Origin of the sequence: Nostoc flagelliforme FACHB-838 (genome assembly GCF_014698065.1) — a bacterium.
GTDB classification, from domain to species: domain Bacteria; phylum Cyanobacteriota; class Cyanobacteriia; order Cyanobacteriales; family Nostocaceae; genus Nostoc; species Nostoc flagelliforme_B.
This window is the reverse complement of the sequence record NZ_JACJSI010000065.1, coordinates 1-16265: the sequence shown is the minus strand read 5'-3', so window position 1 is coordinate 16265 and position 16265 is coordinate 1. Positions and strand designations below refer to the sequence as shown.

The 16265-nt window shown below is 40.3% G+C and carries 12 protein-coding genes and 3 tRNA genes; 10 read left to right on the top strand and 5 right to left on the bottom strand.

What is annotated here, in order from left to right; genetic code table 11:
- Positions 1-86: 86 nt before the first annotated feature.
- Positions 87-1220, top strand: coding sequence for a quinone-dependent dihydroorotate dehydrogenase (locus H6G97_RS24725; RefSeq protein WP_190943271.1), 1134 nt, complete (start codon positions 87-89; stop codon positions 1218-1220).
- Positions 1221-1253: 33 nt separating this feature from the next.
- Here H6G97_RS24725 and H6G97_RS24720 read toward each other — a convergent pair whose 3' ends face one another.
- Complete coding sequence (locus tag H6G97_RS24720) at positions 1254-1991, bottom strand: hypothetical protein (protein ID WP_190943270.1); 738 nt, start codon at positions 1989-1991, stop codon at positions 1254-1256.
- A 324-nt stretch (positions 1992-2315) separates the two neighbouring features.
- Here H6G97_RS24720 and H6G97_RS24715 point away from each other — a divergent pair.
- From H6G97_RS24715 to H6G97_RS24700, 4 genes are all read left to right on the top strand, one after another.
- Positions 2316-2459: transfer RNA gene (locus tag H6G97_RS24715), tRNA-OTHER, on the top strand.
- A gap of 85 nt (positions 2460-2544) precedes the next feature.
- Positions 2545-2671 (top strand) — tRNA-OTHER (locus H6G97_RS24710).
- A gap of 40 nt (positions 2672-2711) precedes the next feature.
- A tRNA-OTHER gene (locus H6G97_RS24705) sits at positions 2712-2838 on the top strand.
- A gap of 37 nt (positions 2839-2875) precedes the next feature.
- Positions 2876-4477 carry a TROVE domain-containing protein gene (locus tag H6G97_RS24700; protein WP_190943269.1) on the top strand — a complete coding sequence of 534 codons (1602 nt, stop codon included), beginning with the start codon at positions 2876-2878 and terminating at the stop codon, positions 4475-4477.
- A 194-nt stretch (positions 4478-4671) separates the two neighbouring features.
- Here the strand turns inward: H6G97_RS24700 and H6G97_RS24695 are convergent, their stop codons facing one another.
- A complete protein-coding gene (locus H6G97_RS24695; RefSeq protein WP_190943268.1) occupies positions 4672-4956 on the bottom strand; it encodes an NACHT C-terminal helical domain 2-containing protein in 285 nt (94 codons plus the stop codon).
- Positions 4957-5100: 144 nt separating this feature from the next.
- Entirely contained in the window at positions 5101-6864 is a 1764-nt protein-coding gene (locus tag H6G97_RS24690) for an ATP-binding protein (RefSeq protein WP_190943267.1), read from the bottom strand.
- A gap of 151 nt (positions 6865-7015) precedes the next feature.
- On the opposite strand from H6G97_RS24690, the gene H6G97_RS24685 reads away from it, so the two are divergent.
- A complete protein-coding gene (locus H6G97_RS24685; protein WP_190943266.1) occupies positions 7016-7675 on the top strand; it encodes an exonuclease in 660 nt (219 codons plus the stop codon).
- 44 nt (positions 7676-7719) lie between these two features.
- Here H6G97_RS24685 and H6G97_RS24680 read toward each other — a convergent pair whose 3' ends face one another.
- Positions 7720-10071 (bottom strand): CHASE2 domain-containing serine/threonine-protein kinase, encoded by a 2352-nt coding sequence (locus tag H6G97_RS24680; protein ID WP_190943265.1) that lies wholly within the window; start codon positions 10069-10071, stop codon positions 7720-7722.
- Between the two features lie 954 nt (positions 10072-11025).
- Here H6G97_RS24680 and H6G97_RS24675 point away from each other — a divergent pair.
- The 3 genes from H6G97_RS24675 (at position 11026) to H6G97_RS24665 (ending at position 14012) form a co-directional block, all read left to right on the top strand.
- Complete coding sequence (locus H6G97_RS24675; protein ID WP_041565194.1) at positions 11026-11547, top strand: LabA-like NYN domain-containing protein; 522 nt, start codon at positions 11026-11028, stop codon at positions 11545-11547.
- A 95-nt stretch (positions 11548-11642) separates the two neighbouring features.
- The gene (locus H6G97_RS24670) at positions 11643-13247 is read left to right on the top strand and encodes a 2-isopropylmalate synthase (protein ID WP_190943264.1); all 1605 of its coding nucleotides are present in this window, start codon (positions 11643-11645) and stop codon (positions 13245-13247) included.
- A gap of 282 nt (positions 13248-13529) precedes the next feature.
- On the top strand, positions 13530-14012 hold the full coding sequence (locus tag H6G97_RS24665; RefSeq protein ID WP_190943263.1) for a GNAT family N-acetyltransferase: 483 nt from the start codon (positions 13530-13532) through the stop codon (positions 14010-14012).
- An 82-nt stretch (positions 14013-14094) separates the two neighbouring features.
- Here the strand turns inward: H6G97_RS24665 and H6G97_RS24660 are convergent, their stop codons facing one another.
- Positions 14095-14532: a GNAT family N-acetyltransferase gene (locus H6G97_RS24660; RefSeq protein WP_190943262.1), complete on the bottom strand. Its 438-nt coding sequence runs from the start codon at positions 14530-14532 to the stop codon at positions 14095-14097.
- Positions 14533-14696: 164 nt separating this feature from the next.
- Here H6G97_RS24660 and H6G97_RS24655 point away from each other — a divergent pair, with 164 nt between their 5' ends.
- Positions 14697-16142 carry a RecQ family ATP-dependent DNA helicase gene (locus H6G97_RS24655; RefSeq protein WP_190943261.1) on the top strand — a complete coding sequence of 482 codons (1446 nt, stop codon included), beginning with the start codon at positions 14697-14699 and terminating at the stop codon, positions 16140-16142.
- The last annotated feature ends 123 nt before the right edge of the window (positions 16143-16265 follow it).

Here is a 16265-nt window from a genome sequence, read left to right as displayed (position 1 = left end):
GGGGAAGATTTTCGTGGTGATTTAGACCCAAACCAAATCTTAAAAGAATTTCTTTCGCACTCCTTAGTCCCCAGTACCCAAAACTAATGGATATTTATCAATTTGCTATTCGCCCGCTTTTATTCAATCTGGTAAAAACTGATTCAGAGTGGTTACACCAGCAGACGATTCGTACTTTTAGCTGGCTATCGCAAACCCCTGATAGTTGGGCAAACCAACGCTTACAAAAGTCTTTATGTCTGTACGATTCACGCCTAGAACAAAATTTGTTTGGGCTAAACTTTCCAAATCCCATAGGGTTAGCGGCTGGTTTCGACAAGGATGGAGTAGCTGCTAGCATTTGGTCTAACCTGGGTTTTGGCTTCGCGGAATTAGGAACTGTAACTTTTCACGCACAGCCAGGAAATCCGCGTCCCCGTTTGTTTCGCCTGCCGTTGGATAAAGCTGCTCTCAATCGGATGGGCTTTAATAATCGCGGTGCAGTAGCAATGGCGGAACGTTTGGCGCTAGAAAAGCAGAAGTTAACCCAGTCAATACCCATAGGGATAAATTTGGGTAAATCTAAGGTAACTCCCCTAGAAGCAGCCGCACAAGATTATCTCGATAGTTTTCGTTTACTCAAGGATTTGGGAGATTATTTTGTTGTTAATGTCTCTTCTCCCAATACACCGGGGTTGCGATCGCTCCAAGATGCTTCTATGCTCAGTGCCATCTTAGATTTATTACAACAAGAAAATAATACATACAAACCAGTTTTTGTCAAGATAGCGCCAGATTTAGATTGGGTTGCGATCGCTGACATTATAACTCTTGCTAAAACCTACCAACTGGCAGGAATTATCGCCACTAACACCACCATCAGCCGTGATGGGCTGAAAACCCAAGTAATTGACCAAACGGGTAAATCACCCCAGGATGAAGCTGGCGGAATTAGCGGTGAACCATTGCGCGATCGCTCCACTGAGGTAATTCGTTTTATTTGGCAGCAAACTCAAGGACAAATCCCGATTATTGGCGTTGGTGGCATCTTTTCTGCTGAAGATGCTTGGGAAAAAATTACTGCTGGTGCTAGCTTGATCCAGGTTTATACAGGCTGGATTTACGAAGGCCCACTGATGGTAGGCCGAATTCTAGCAGGTTTACTTTCCAAGCTAGAACAAAGCGGATTAAATTCCATCAACGAAGCTGTGGGTTTACAAACAAAAATTCCAAAATTCTAATTACGAATTACGAATTACGAATTACGAATTGTTTTACCCTTCTTCATCCACTGGGAAAAACTCCTTAGTTTTTTCCGAGTATGACCAGGCAATACCATCAGGGTCTTTGCTGCGACTCCATTCAGGAAACTCTGGATCATTTCGCCGTTTATAAACCGTACTGGAATAGACATTTAACCGTTTAGCAAGTTCAGATTGGATGAGAGAGCCAAAAATTAACTGTTTCTCCAGCGATCGTTTAGCTGACTCATGGGTTGCTTGTGGGAGTGATTCAGTTTCTGGTTCTTCCTCCTGTGGGGTTGGTGCAGGTGGTGCGGGTGGTGCTAGCAGCGATCGCGCAGTTTTAGTAACTGGTTGAGCCGGAAGTTCTTTAACAGGATCACTACTGTCAAGAATATTGCCGAGAATGCTGGCAGTTATAAAGTAATAAGACTGCCCCGCATCTTCGGAGTTGACTATACTAGCGCCAAATTCCGAGGCCTTACTATCCAAGTAGCGTTTTGCCGTCGTTCCAGGAAAATTGCCCCTCATTGCCAAGTCCATTGGCGTAAGTCTGCCTTGATTTTCCCGAACCAACTGATGAAAAATTGGGTTAACTCGATGAGTCCACTGTTGCCATTGATATTCCTGCCAAAGCTTGAAGCCAATTACCAGAACAATTAGTGCCAGTAAAATTCTCCAAGTGGTAACTAGGAAAATAATCAAAAACGAGATGGGCAAAAGTAGAACGAGAAAAGCCTTGCCGTTATCTTCTATGGGTTTTTCACTCATGCCGATTTTTGCCAAGTGAATTTTGGGAAATAATACTATCTATATTGGCAAAAATTGGGATACTTTTTTGTATATTTTGGCAAAGTTGCGGCAAATCTGTCGGCAAAACCTTTCTTTAGTGAGTGTTATAACCTTTTGAATCTGTAACTTATCTAAGATTGGTCTGCCATGCCTACGGCGGTAAACTACGCACAAAAGTTTTTCACCAGAGAAAATAAGAAGGTTTTTGACTCAACCAAGAACTCTATAAATTAACTTGCCAACCCCTTGACAACATATATTACATATACTACATTAATAATACAAGTCAATTTTACTTGATATGTGGTGGGTAGCTCAGTGGTTAGAGCGCCTAAACATCTTTATTCAGCCCTTGCCTGAAAAGGCCGACGAATTTAGGGTTATCGCAGCAGGCTTCTCGCCTGCCAAGCAGGAGGTCGCGGGTTCGATTCCCGCTCCAACACACCAAATTGAGTACTGAATGCTGAGTAGAAACTCAAGAGTGAGAAGTTTTAGATATTTAACTCCTAACTCCTAACTCCTAACTTTTTATGTGGCGGGTAGCTCAGAGGTAGAGCGCTAAACATCCTTATTCACCCCTTGCCTGAAAAGGCCGACGAATTAGGGTTATCGAATCGGGTTCGAGAGGTCGCGGGTTCAAATCCCGCTCCGCTACACCAAAACAATTTTAGATTCAATCCAAAATCCAAAATTTCTATGTGGCAGGTAGCTCAGTTTGGTAGAGCGCCGAAAAACATCCTTGTTCACACCTTGCCTGAAAAGGCCGACGAATTAGGGTTATCGCTTTTGGAGCCGGATGTCGCAGGTTCAAATCCTGCTCTGCCACCTTTCATTTTTGCCTGCAAGGGCTGGGAGATGAAGCGATGAATTACAATTTTTTTACTAACAAGAATACTACAACACCACAAAATCAGCCTATCCCCGGTCGGGAAGCCGAAATGGTTCAGGGACGTTCCGGCGGCTTTATGTTTGATGCTGGCATTTGGAAAATGCTGCGGCGTTGTCTTTTGGTTGGCACAGCAAAAAGCACTTACTACGCTGGTAAACAGGAATTAACTGAAGATTTTGTGGCAGTTGTCAGACAAGCTGTTGCTGAAAATCCCGGTCGTGTAGCGGAAGAAATTTTGTATGCTAGCGATGGACGCGCTATCAATAACAGTGCGCCTATCTTGGCTTTGGTATTGCTGTCGATGGGTGAAGCACCAGAAGCAAAACAAGCGTTTGGTGAAATCTTCCCGCAAGTTGTTCGCACTGGTAGCCACTTCTACGAATGGTTGAATTACACTAAATCTCTGCGGGGATTTGGCAAAGTAGTGCGGGAAGCTGGTAAAACTTGGCTCTCAAGGGAAGATGTCAAGGGTTTAGCTTATCAACTGTTGAAATATCAACAGCGTCAAGGCTTCTCTCACCGAGATGCGTTGCGGTTGTTCCATGTCAAACCGTCTACAGAAAATCACCGTCAACTATTTGAGTGGGTAGTTAGAGGCTGGGAAGAATTGCCAGCAGACATTCCCTCAGAGGCGTTGGCGCAGATTTGGTGGTATGAGTGGCTAAAGCGAAATCCCACCCAAATCCATGAAGCTATTTCCCAAGGACGCTTAACCCACGAAATGGCTGCACCTGTGGGCAAAATGGACAAGCTTGCTTGGCAGCTGCTATTTCAGGAAATGCCAATAGGGGCAATGCTGCGTAACTTGGGTTCTTTAACTGAACTGGGTGTCTTACGAGCTGATGAAAGTGCCAACTTGCTGCAAGTGGAAGCAGTTCTTAATCGCAGAGAACATCTGCGTAAAGGTCGCATCCATCCGATTGATGTTTTGAAAGCACTCAAAACTTATGAATCTGGTGGAACATTAGGACGCAGTAAGAAGACTTGGAACCCAGTTCCTCGGATTGTGGACATTTTAGAAAAAGCGCTTGAACTGTCTTTTGATGTTGTGCAACCAACACGTAAAGTATTCATGCACGCCGTGGATGTTTCTGGTTCTATGGGTAACTTAGTTGCAGATATGGGGCTAACTTGTTGTGAAATTGCCACCACAATGGCACTGGTGACAGCAAAAGCAGAGAAAAACTATATGATTCGCGGCTTTGCTACCGAATTCCGTGAATTAGATATTACCGCTAAAGATAGTTTTAGTTCTGCGGTTCGCAAAGCTAGCAACCAAAACTTTGGTGGAACGGATGCATCTGTAGCTTATGACTGGATGATTAAGAATAACTTTAAAGCAGATGTTGTTTGCTTTTGGACTGACTCGGAAAGCTGGGCCGGATATAAGCATCCAAGTCAAACACTGAAGAAGTACCGGAAAAAGGTAAATCCTGACGTTAAGGCGGTGTATGTCACCTTGACACCTTACCAGATTACTTTGGTAGATCCTGAAGATTCGCTGTCTTGGGATTTGGCAGGGTTTGACCCAGGTACGCCTCGGATCATCCAGATGCTAGCTATGGGTGAATTGTAGATATTGCTGAAGGGTAAAAGATGAAACACTTTATCCTTCATACTTCATGGCGGGTTATCCTTATTCGCAACTTGCCTTTTGGGGACGAAGAATTTAAGGTTATCGGTTACGTCTCCACTATTGTGGGGATTAGCGGGTTCAACCCCCGCACCCGCCTTTGTTTGATTTTTACCTTACGCAAAGAAGAAGGCGATTTAATTTTTGAATGGTCGTTTTTCTATTTCAGCGATGGGTAAGAGTAGGGTGTCTTCGATGTGCGATCGCATTTCAGGAGATACATCACAAAGACTATTTAAGCAATACACCATCAGCTTATTAGCTTCGTAATACTGCCTTAGCAGTTTTTTTTGCTCATCATCAAAATACCATTTTGGGCTAAGTTTAGACTTATTTAAAAGATAACTGTAACACGTCTTTGAGTGGCTTTGGTCTTGAACTATATCTTTAGTTTTAGAATTATCTAGTATAGGAGTTTCCATAATTGTTTTTTTGTAATCATCTATATTTAAATTCAATATAGGATTCCCTAGATCATAACCTTCTAGGAAATCTTTAACAAAATCATCTCTAATTTTTTGAAGTTCCTTATTTTGTATTAGCCTATCAATGTCTTCATTATGAAATTATTCTGCAATTCTAATCTCAGTAATAAGTTTTGAAATAGGCTCAACAAAAATTTTATAGTGATAATTTAATTGCTCAATATTATGCCTATACACTTTTAGTATAATTTTATCTAAAATATTGATATTGTATATAATCTGTTCAAAAAAGTATTTATAATTTCCTTTTTTCTCTTTACCTAATGCTAAATTAAAGCATTTAACATAAAGACAAATGTATCTTCCTTGTAAAAAACCAAATTGTATCCCTGCTGTGAGAGAATCTTGACTAGATTTGTTGCAATATATATCAAAAGTATATTCAAGAGTACAAGCTAAATTAGAGTATTCTTGATCATTGTCAAAAGAATAATTGTTCAAACCAAGATTAAGGTAAATAAAAAAACCTAAATAGAAAGCCCTAAAAGCTGCTTGTTTATAATCTTGAGATATAAAGAATAATTTTTTATTTATCCAGACAAGTATTTTTTGTAAATTCTGATGTAATTCAATTATCGAATCTACTTGCTTTTTAATTAAAAATAAGCTTTCATCATTAGACTCTCTAAGTAAATTAAATCTCTCTACAGCTTCTACACGAATCATTGTATGCAGATAATATCCATGCTCATTGAATTTTACCAAGCAACAAGCACATAAATCATCAATTACCTGTTTTCGCCGATTTTTTGGTAAATCCCAAAGTAAACAAAATAGCCATATTTCTGGTACGTTAATTCCTTTATTAGGGTAAAATCCAAAACGACAGAGAAGTTTATAAGCCTGGATATTATCATTTTTGAGCTTATCAAACTGACGTTGAACAAGTTTTTCTATAGTCTTATGTCTTAATATATCTTCACGGTTATCCTGCCAATAAACTTTTAAATTCCCTTGAGCTTTTTTGAGAATCTCAGGACTAAGAATATACATAGCCTCAGCATTTCCACCATAGGCTTGGTGCATTTCACTAAGAGCAGCACGATCTATATTAATTTTGCAAGTTTCAAAATACTGTTGCCATGACTCCTGTTTCAATCCCTCCAACTCATAATTCGTTACTTTATGCTCATAAATTTGCTCACAGCTTGTAACAAGTGTTACCGACTGCACACTTTGATGAGCTAGTACTGTTAATAGTTCTACATAGTTGCTATTATGCGGTTCTCTGAATTCGCCATTTCTCAAAGCAAATTCAAGATTATGAATTAACACGCCGATTCTTTGTTCTTGGAGCTTGCTTTTAAATTGCTCCATCATAGTCATGAAATCTTGTTCTGGATTCTCTTTAAAATCATATCTGAGCTTGGCCCTAACCCAATCTTCTAATGAGTTGAGGTTTTGGGGTGTAGTTCCTACACGCAGATCAAGATATTCTAAACCTTGAAGCTCAAACCATTTTGTAGCTAAGGTTGTTTTACCTATACCTCCCTCTGCGTGAATTAGAATAACTTTTGCACCTTCGTTAACAAGGTTGTTAAGGTGTGCGATCGCATCCTCACGCCCCACAAAATTATTATTGTTAATTGCCGTATCTTGAAATTGCTCTGTTCTAGATTCGTTAGCTGGAATATCAACTATCTTTTCCCAATCTAAACCTAGCCTTTTACAAATTTCTTCAAAATTAAGTCGGTCAACTGCCTTCCCGCTAAAAAAGTTATGTACTGTTGACCGAGCTATTCCTAACTCTAAGGCTAAAGCCTTTTTACCCAAAGCATTACGAGTTAAAGCTTTGCTTGCTTGTTCTATTCCTTTTAGAGATGCTTTAAGCGATCGCCCAGTCATATTTTAAATATGCAACTTTGAATAATTTTAACTGAGTTAATTAAAAGTCATACTTACTCATACACAAAGTCAGACACTCTGGACTTCTGACTCAAACACAATCTCAGACACCAGCCCTCGAAGCTAGTTGATGTAGTCATTCACAACACTTATGAAATCTACCTACATCAACGGACGTTGCTACTATCAAGGTAATAATGGTGTTCTTCTCCCTGCTGTCACCACTGTTTTAAAAGCAACACAGCCACCGGAGTCTCTAGCCGCCCTTTCCTATTGGCGCAATAAAGTTGGCGATGCAGAAGCAAATCGAATTGCTGCTAACAGCCGCTGCCGAGGAAATGCCTTGCACCAATTGATTAAAGAACACCTGCAAGGTTACTTACCCAAACCTGATAACAACCTGATCCAGCCTTACTGGGATAGCGTTCAATCTGTGCTAAACCAACTTAGTGATGTTCAACTTGTTGAAGAAGCCGTGCCTAACTATAAAGAACTTTACGCCGGGAAATTTGATTTAGTTGCTCGTTATCAAGGTGTTCCGTATTTAATTGAATGGACTACAGCTGAGGAACCAAAACTGAGATTTGATAAGCTTTATGACAAGCCTTTACAACTAGCTGCTTATGGTGGTGCGATAAATCGGTATTATAGCGATCGCCTCTTTAACTGCAAAATTAACCATGCTCTGATTGTCGTAGCCTTGCCAGGTGAAGAAGCAGAGATTTTTGAATTTGACCGTGCAAGGTTAATTCATGTCTGGCATCAATGGCTTAATCGGCTGAATTTCTTCTTCAGTGCAGTTGCTGCATAGAAGTGCGAGTTCCTTTTGGATCGAATATTGTCCCCGCGTCCTTCTCAGGGAGTTTCTGAGGATGGTTCTGAGCAAGATTTTGTAGATGTACCTAATTCATCTAAAGTATTCATTAATAGATCATCTTGTGAAATATGGTATCTGTATTGGGAATCTACCAAGTTGTCAATAGCTCCAATAGCTCTAAGATCCTCAAGAGCCTCTGATGCAGACTGATATCGCTGTTTGAAGTCATTCAACACCATCTTACTGAGAACCTTAGCTAGGGAGTGGCTTACTTGGCAGCGATCGCTCCATTTTATCTCTCCATCAGCATCTCTATTTAGCTTACGGGGTGCAACACCAGTCAACGCTTTAATCCCAAGCATCCCGACTGCATAGATATCACTACTGTAGTGTGGACGACCAAAACATTGTTCGCTTGGTGCGTAACCCTGAGTACCAATACCAATGGTGAAAGGGTTTAGTTCTTGATCGTCAAGCGGTTTTATGGTGGCATCCTTTACTGCACCAAAGTCAATTAATACTAGTTTCCCGTCTGAATGTCGCCGCATGATGTTGCTGGGCTTAATATCTCGGTGAATCACATTGTTTTTATGGACAAATGTTAATGTTTGCAATAAGTCTCTGACAATTTTGATCGCCGCCATTTCATCAATTGCTCTACCTTCTAGCAATTCCTGATTTAAAGGATGACCGATGATCCGTTCTTGGACTAAATAAAATTCTTCATCTTCTTCAAAATACGCCAAAAGTTGAGGAATTTGATGATGAATTCCCAATTTTTCTAGTGTTTGCGCCTCTGAGTTAAATAAGCGTCTGGCAAGTTGTAACGCTTCTGGTTTAGTGCTGGCTGGTTTTAGCTGTTTGACTACACATTGCGGATTACCAGGACGTTGAGTATCTTCGGCAATGTAAGTTTCACTAAATCCACCGGAACCGAGAACTTTAACAATTTTATAGCGTCGAGCTAAGATTTTTCCTGATAAGGCTATATCTCGTTCCTGGATTAAGTCTTGCAAGTCATTTTGTTGACTGATAATCTCTTGAACAACGGCGGAAGTTTTATATCTCTGAAAAATGTCTACTAATTGGCGTTTTCTGATGCTTTCTCTGGCTACTGAGGTTCCCAAGTATGAAAGTCCGGTCATTGCGATCGCCATCATTGGCACAGTAGTAGGAAAAATTAACTGACCATAGACAAATAACCCATAACTAATTCCTCCCCAAGTGCCAGACAGTGCGAGGCTATATAGAAATCTATTGATACTAAGCTTACGTCTACTAATCATCAAGGTTGTACTACCAACTAGCATTAGTACAAACAAACCCTGCAATGGTAGACTGCGAATTGCTGGAGCGATCGCTTTACCTGACATCAAAGTTGCGATCGCATTGGCGTGAATTTCTACGCCAGACATGGGTTTGTTGCTATTGCTAGCAGCAACTGGATAATAATCATTATTTAACTTATCTGTTGCACCAATCAGCACGATCTTGTCTTTAAAGAAGTTTCCCTGCTGCAAATAGGTGTTCCAGTTTTCCGATTCGAGTACGTGCCAAAAGGGTATTTGCTCAAATGTACCCGCAGACCCCCAAAAATAAATGCGATCGCCCTTTGTCTGGGGATAATTTACTTGTGCTGCCGTCAGCGCTGCTTCATCAAAAGAAGGTAGCTTTTCCATCAAACTATTGTCAGCTAACGACTTAGAAAACTCGTTCGCCAATCGATGAACTTTTCCATCCACCTCAACAGGGAAATTAACTGAGCCTATGGAGACTGACCCTGTGCGAAATATTTCTTGTGGGTCTGTTAGTTGCATAAAAGACCCTTGATGCGTCTGGGAATTTTCGTAAATGGCTGCTAAGGTAACTTTGCTGCCATATTTTTGCAATGCTGTCTGCAATTGGCGATCGTCAGTAGCTCCATAACTACTTGGCATATCAAAAACCACATCTACTGCTACAGAGCGGGCACCTGCTTTGATTAATTTTGTAATTACTTGTGCATAAGCAGCACGTTGATAAGGATAAGATTTCAGTGTTTCTAGGTAGGCATATTGTTTTGGATCTGTTTTATAGTACTGTGCGGGAACTGATATTGATTGATCGTCTATTGCTAAAATTACAATGTCTTCTGGAGGCACAATTGGCCCACGCAGTTGAAAAAAGCCAGAAAGCGTTTTATTTTCGATCAATTCAACCAAATCCCAACCAGAAGCACTCAGCAGTGCTGCCCCCATTACCCAAGCGCCAGCAAGGAGATGTCCTAAGCGAAGCATCCACCGAGACTGGCGAGCCGATGCTGTCGAAGTTACTTTTGTCGGTTTACTTGACAGTTTATTGGCAGCAGAGACATAGTTTTTAGTTAAGGTAGATGTAGGTTCTTCTGCCATGTCGTGTTACTGATTGATTTAAGTCCAACACTTTTATTTATTCAGACCACGTTTTAGTGTAAGCATATTGAAATAAGAATTAAATGACAATTTTATACATTTGTAAAGTATCTTCTATTCATCAACAAACTTTTATTGGCAGAGCTAGCCCCCAAGAGATTCCTATTCAAGCACTACTTAACTTATTATTTTTCTGTTGAATGAGTTACAACATGTAATTGTCTCACAGATCAGAGCCGGATATATTCTGATTGTGTATTTAATTATGACAAAATTTTACTTTAACCTCACCAACAAGTATGTTTTTAACTGGGTGTTTTACCGAAAGCTGTCCCAAGTCAGTCTTTTGTCTCCGGCGCAATATTGGTACTACCCAAAAACCTTGTCCTGATAATGAGCGAAACAGTTACGAGCAATGAGTCTGCTAAGTTAACACATTGCACATTATTGTTGAACAACTTCAGCAATTGGTACAAGAGCAAGCTAGTTGAGTCGAAGAAAAAAAGAAACAAGTTCCTTATTCAATCCTGATTATTTTAGTTATGAGTGAAGACTCAGCACAAGCTAAACGCCCCACTATCGCTAACAAGACTCGGCATTCAGCACTGCTGAAAGCAAAACTTAAAGATAAGCATTAACTTATGTCTTACCGTCAGCCTATTCTATACCTCTTTAGGAGTAAACTTTAGTGTTATGCAGCGATGAATGCTGTTAATGGGTCAATTTTATTGGTAGATTTTGATCGCTGGGTAGCTCTTGCAGTACTGGAGGTGAATAAGGTTAGCACCCAGGATCTCAACTCCAATCTTGCAGACGTTTTTATGCCTTGAAAGAGGTAGGATAAACGCTATAGATGAAGAGCTACTTTATAGAGATTAGCAAACAAGGCATTTGAAAATTGCTATAATCTATTGTTCCATCTAAATTCATATATATTATTAGGTGTAAATTTGTATGGGTTCTCCAATGAATCGTCTGTCTATTTTTGTAGACGGAAACAATATGTTCTATGCTCAACAAAAAAATGGCTGGTTTTTTGACCCACGGCGAGTCTTAGAATATTTCAAACATGAGCAATCAGAAACAACATTAATTAATGCATTCTGGTACACTGGCTTAAAAGACCCACAAGATCAGCGAGGTTTTAGAGATGCTCTAATTAGTTTAGGATATACAGTTAGAACTAAAATTCTTAAAGAATACTATGATGATACCTCCGGTCGTTACTCGCAAAAAGCGAATTTAGATATTGAAATTGTTGTAGATATGTTTAATACAGTAGACCAGTATGACCGAGTAGTATTATTCAGTGGCGACGGAGATTTTGAACGAGCAATCGAACTATTACGCTCAAAAAATACACATATTACGGTAGTCTCAACTGAAGGAATGATTGCTAGAGAACTACGCAATGCTACTGATAGATATATAGATTTAAATGATATCAGAGATCAAATAGAAAAAACCGAAGGTTAGTAGCCTTAGCAATTATTTACAAAGGTAAGAGTAAAAGAAAAACTAAGGTTGAAGATATATTACACCCTAAGTAAACACTAAACAACAAACGGCAGATGACAAACAAAACAGATCGAATCATCATTTTTGATACAACATTGCGAGATGGAGAGCAGTGTCCGGGAGCGACTTTGAATATAGACGAAAAGCTAGTTATTGCCAAGCAATTAGCGCGTCTGGGTGTAGATGTAATTGAGGCAGGGTTCGCCTTTGCGAGTCCCGGAGATTTTGAAGCAGTTAAGAAGATTGCTCAAATTGTTGGGACAGAAAATGGGCCAGTAGTTTGTAGTTTGGCAAGAGCGATTAAAGCAGATATTGAAGCGGCTGCTGAAGCCTTAAAACCAGCAGTTAATGCCAGAATTCACACATTTATTTCCACTTCTGATATTCATTTGGAGTATCAGTTGCGGAAGTCACGGGCAGAAGTGCTAGCGATCGCCCAAGAAATGGTAGCATACGCCAAGTCCTTCATGACAGATGTAGAATTTTCACCGATGGATGCGGCTCGTACCGATCCAGAATTTTTGTACCAAGTATTAGAGGCGGTGATCGCAGCTGGTGCAACAACAGTTAATATTCCCGATACTGTGGGTTACACAACTCCTAGTGAATTTGGGGCAATCATTAAGGGCATTATCGAAAATGTTCCCAACATTGACCAAGCGATTATTTCCGTTCATGGTCATAATGATTTAGGTTTGGCAGTTGCTAACTTCTTAGAAGCCGTGAAAAATGGCGCACGGCAACTAGAATGTACCATCAATGGCATTGGCGAGCGAGCCGGAAACGCATCACTAGAAGAATTGGTGATGGCGTTGCATGTGCGGCGGCAATATTTTAATCCCTATTTGGGAAGACCAGAAGAATCTCAAGAATCCCTAACAAATATCGACACCCGACAAATTTATAAAACCTCACGCTTAGTTTCTAATTTGACGGGAATGTTAGTCCAACCAAATAAAGCGATCGTTGGGGCCAATGCCTTTGCCCATGAGTCAGGAATTCACCAAGATGGTGTGTTAAAAAACAAACTGACTTATGAAATTATGGATGCCCAATTGATTGGTTTAACAGACAATCAAATAGTTTTGGGCAAACATTCAGGCAGAAATGCTTTCCGCACTCGGTTAAAAGAATTGGGCTTTGAACTGTCGGATACTGAATTAAATAAAGCCTTCGTCAGATTCAAAGAAGTAGCAGATAAAAAGAAAGAAATATCCGATTGGGATTTGGAAGCGATCGTTAACGATGAAATCCAACAAGCACCCGATTTATTCCGGGTAGAGTTGGTGCAAGTTTCCTGTGGTAGCAACGCCCGTCCTACCGCTACAGTTACCTTGCGTACCCCAGAAGGAGAAGAATTAACCGATGCTGCGATCGGTACTGGGCCAGTGGATGCAGTTTACAAAGCCATCAACCGTGTGGTGAATGTCCCCAACGAGTTGATTGAGTTTTCTGTGCAGTCAGTAACAGCCGGTATTGATGCTATTGGAGAAGTAACGATTCGTTTACGTTATGAATCTAAAGTGTTTTCTGGTCATGCAGCGAACACAGATATCATCGTCGCCTCAGCGCAAGCTTATGTAAATGCGTTAAATAGGTTGTATTCATCTTTGCAAAGTCAAAAAAAGCCAGAGGAAGTATCTGCACAGAAAGTCTAAGAGCGTATCTGTCAAACTGCCCATAATACAAGCACCGCACCTTGTTTTTAACTGATGCTAAAAAACTCCTTCCCAACACTGGGGAGGAGTTAGGTGTAATACCAATTCACGAAAACCTTGATACATATAAATTTATCGTAGGGCATGGCATTGCCATGCCCTTATAGCGGTTCTCGTTTGGGTGAGGTACACCCGGCACGGCATGTTCCCTACACCTGACTAGCGTATTTGTATCGTTATTAAAGTGAAATAGTATAAGTTCCAAAAATTTGTCGAAAATTTATGCTGACAGAAAAACAAATCACTATTAGAGAAGCCACCATTAAAGAAGATTCACTGATTGCAAAACACTTTTACCAAATGTGGCTAGATATTGGTGTTGATGAGAGTAATATCCACTTAGAGTGGGAAAATATTACCATTCAATTCATAGAAGAAGCGCGTCGGAATTTATTTTATCAAGCTTTTGTTGCAGAGGTTAATAATACAGTTGTGGGTTCTGCAAGTTGTCAACTATTCGCAGGTTTATACCCAAATATTTTTAAAGATGAATACCGCAAATTTGGATATATTTGGGGCGTTTACGTTGAGCAATCTTACCGCAGACAAGGCATAGCCAAAGACCTAACTAATAAAGCAATTGAATATTTAAAAGTGATCGGTTGTACACGAGTGGTTCTTAACGCCTCTCCATCGGGTAAACCAGTTTACTCCAGCCTTGGTTTCTCTGAAGGTAATACAATGCAATTAGATTTGATAATGTAGCTATTTTTTCGCCCTGTGAAACCTCACAAAAGCCTGAATTTATATTAAGTTGTGCTTTACCCAACCTTACACAGAATTATTATTAAGCTTGAGCAACATGAGGATTTAAACGCATCATAATTTTTTCCGGCTCTGTCAAATTTTTAAACCCATAACGGCGATAAAGTCCATGAGCATCTTTTCTGCCTAACATCCACCTTTGAACATCTTGCAATTCTGGATATTCCAAAATATATTCTACAAACCATTTTCCTAAACCCTGTCCTCGATAAGGCTCCAGAATAAAAACATCTTTTAATAACGCAGAAGTTGCATAATCAGTAATGACTCTCGCAAAGCCAACTTGTTGATTATCTTCATAAAGTCCAAAACATAAAGAATTGTTTATTGACTTTTCAACAGTGGCTAACGGGATATTTTCAGCCCAATAAGAAGTTTGTAAAAAATTATGAATCATTTGAATATCTAATTTAGATTTATCGGTACTGATGTAAAATTTATGTTTTAATTCTTCGTTCATCTGGCGACATCTTTTATTTAGTACACCGAAAAAATAATAATTAATTATAATTCATTTTTGCGGACACTGGGTTGCACTGTCAGATGATGAAATTACTGAACCATTAGCTGGAGAACAGAGGCTATATTCAGTGTTCAAGGATATAGATGTATCTACTATTGATTATGAATCAGCCTACAACAAAATCTTGGCAAGAAGTTCGTGCTGCTTTTAAAAAAATTTGGGGTTATGAAGATTTCCGTCCACCACAAGGAGAAATTGTCAGCAGTTTATTGGCACAAAAAGATGCGCTGATTATTATGCCCACAGGTGGCGGCAAGTCGATTTGTTTTCAACTTCCCGCATTGCTACAAACAGGATTAACCTTGGTAGTTTCGCCCTTAGTGGCACTAATGGAAAACCAAGTTCAGGAACTACTGCAAAGTCACCAAAAAGCAGCACTTTTGCATAGTGAATTACCTTCATCTCAACGCCGTACAACTCTGCAAGCTTTAGAACGTCAACAGCTAAGATTACTCTACTTATCGCCAGAAACTTTGCTAAGTCCGCCAGTGTGGGAAAAATTATGTCAACCGCAATTGCAAATTAATGGCTTAATTTTGGATGAAGCTCATTGTTTGGTGCAGTGGGGTGATACTTTTCGCCCAGCTTATCGCAGATTAGGGGCGGTGCGTCCTGCATTGCTAAAATCAAAACCACCAGGAACAAAAATCAGTATCGCCGCTTTTACCGCGACAGCTGACCCCTCAGCCCAAAAAACTATTCAAACAGTTTTACAATTACAGCAACCAGAGATTTTTCGTTTAAATCCCTATCGACCAAATTTGCATCCCAGCGTTCGCATTGCTTGGACACCACGAGGTAGAAAACAACAATTATTAAAGTTTATTCAAAATAGACCGCAACAATCGGGGTTAGTTTATGTTCGCACCAGGAGAGATAGCGAAGATTTAGCCCAATGGTTAGCAGAGATGGGTTATGAAACAGCTAGTTATCACGCAGGATTGGGTGCAACCGAACGCCGTGAAGTAGAAGCAAGCTGGTTAGGTGGCAAAATTCCCTTTGTTGTGTGTACGTGTGCGTTTGGGATGGGGATAAATAAAAGCAATGGCACGTGGGTTGCCCATTTTCACGCGCCACATTTGCTATCTGAATATGTGCAAGAAATTGGCCGCGCTGGAAGGGATGGGAAACCGGCAGAAGCGTTGACATTGGTAAGTGAACCGACGGGATGGTTAGATTCAGGGGATAAGCAAAGACAGGAGTTTTTTCAAGAAAAAATGCGATCGCAACAACAAATAGCGCAGCAACTTGTGAAAAAATTACCAAAACAGGGAGAAGTGAATGCTGTAACCCGACAATTTCCTGAAGGTGCTACAGCGCTAGCTTTACTTCATAGCAGTGGTCAGCTAAACTGGCTTGATCCTTTTCATTACACCATTGCTCAAAAAGCAGGAAATCAGCCAGCGACGCAATTACACGCTGCTAAACAGATGCATCAATATCTAACAACTAAGCAGTGTCGTTGGCAGTTTTTGTTAAATGCCTTTGGTTTTGACAAAGAAGCTGCTAACTTGCGTTGCGGACATTGCGATAATTGCCGTCAATGAGTATCAAAGACTCGTTCACGAGTATAAAAGGTGGATGAACGGAGCTAAAAGCCTCGTTCACGAGTATAAAAGGTGGATGAACGGAGCTAAAAGCCTCGTTCACGAGTATAAAAGGTGGATGAA

What these genes read in the sequence shown, in the direction of transcription:
- H6G97_RS24720 (WP_190943270.1), bottom strand. Translation starts at nt 1,991, where the DNA reads ATGAGTGAAAAACCCATAGAAGATAACGGCAAGGCTTTTCTCGTTCTA.
- H6G97_RS24660 (WP_190943262.1), bottom strand. Translation starts at nt 14,532, where the DNA reads ATGAACGAAGAATTAAAACATAAATTTTACATCAGTACCGATAAATCT.
- H6G97_RS24670 (WP_190943264.1), top strand. Translation starts at nt 11,643, where the DNA reads ATGACAAACAAAACAGATCGAATCATCATTTTTGATACAACATTGCGA.
- H6G97_RS24695 (WP_190943268.1), bottom strand. Translation starts at nt 4,956, where the DNA reads ATGGAAACTCCTATACTAGATAATTCTAAAACTAAAGATATAGTTCAA.
- H6G97_RS24725 (WP_190943271.1), top strand. Translation starts at nt 87, where the DNA reads ATGGATATTTATCAATTTGCTATTCGCCCGCTTTTATTCAATCTGGTA.
- H6G97_RS24680 (WP_190943265.1), bottom strand. Translation starts at nt 10,071, where the DNA reads ATGGCAGAAGAACCTACATCTACCTTAACTAAAAACTATGTCTCTGCT.
- H6G97_RS24665 (WP_190943263.1), top strand. Translation starts at nt 13,530, where the DNA reads ATGCTGACAGAAAAACAAATCACTATTAGAGAAGCCACCATTAAAGAA.
- H6G97_RS24675 (WP_041565194.1), top strand. Translation starts at nt 11,026, where the DNA reads ATGGGTTCTCCAATGAATCGTCTGTCTATTTTTGTAGACGGAAACAAT.
- H6G97_RS24655 (WP_190943261.1), top strand. Translation starts at nt 14,697, where the DNA reads ATGAATCAGCCTACAACAAAATCTTGGCAAGAAGTTCGTGCTGCTTTT.
- H6G97_RS24690 (WP_190943267.1), bottom strand. Translation starts at nt 6,864, where the DNA reads ATGACTGGGCGATCGCTTAAAGCATCTCTAAAAGGAATAGAACAAGCA.
- H6G97_RS24700 (WP_190943269.1), top strand. Translation starts at nt 2,876, where the DNA reads ATGAATTACAATTTTTTTACTAACAAGAATACTACAACACCACAAAAT.
- H6G97_RS24685 (WP_190943266.1), top strand. Translation starts at nt 7,016, where the DNA reads ATGAAATCTACCTACATCAACGGACGTTGCTACTATCAAGGTAATAAT.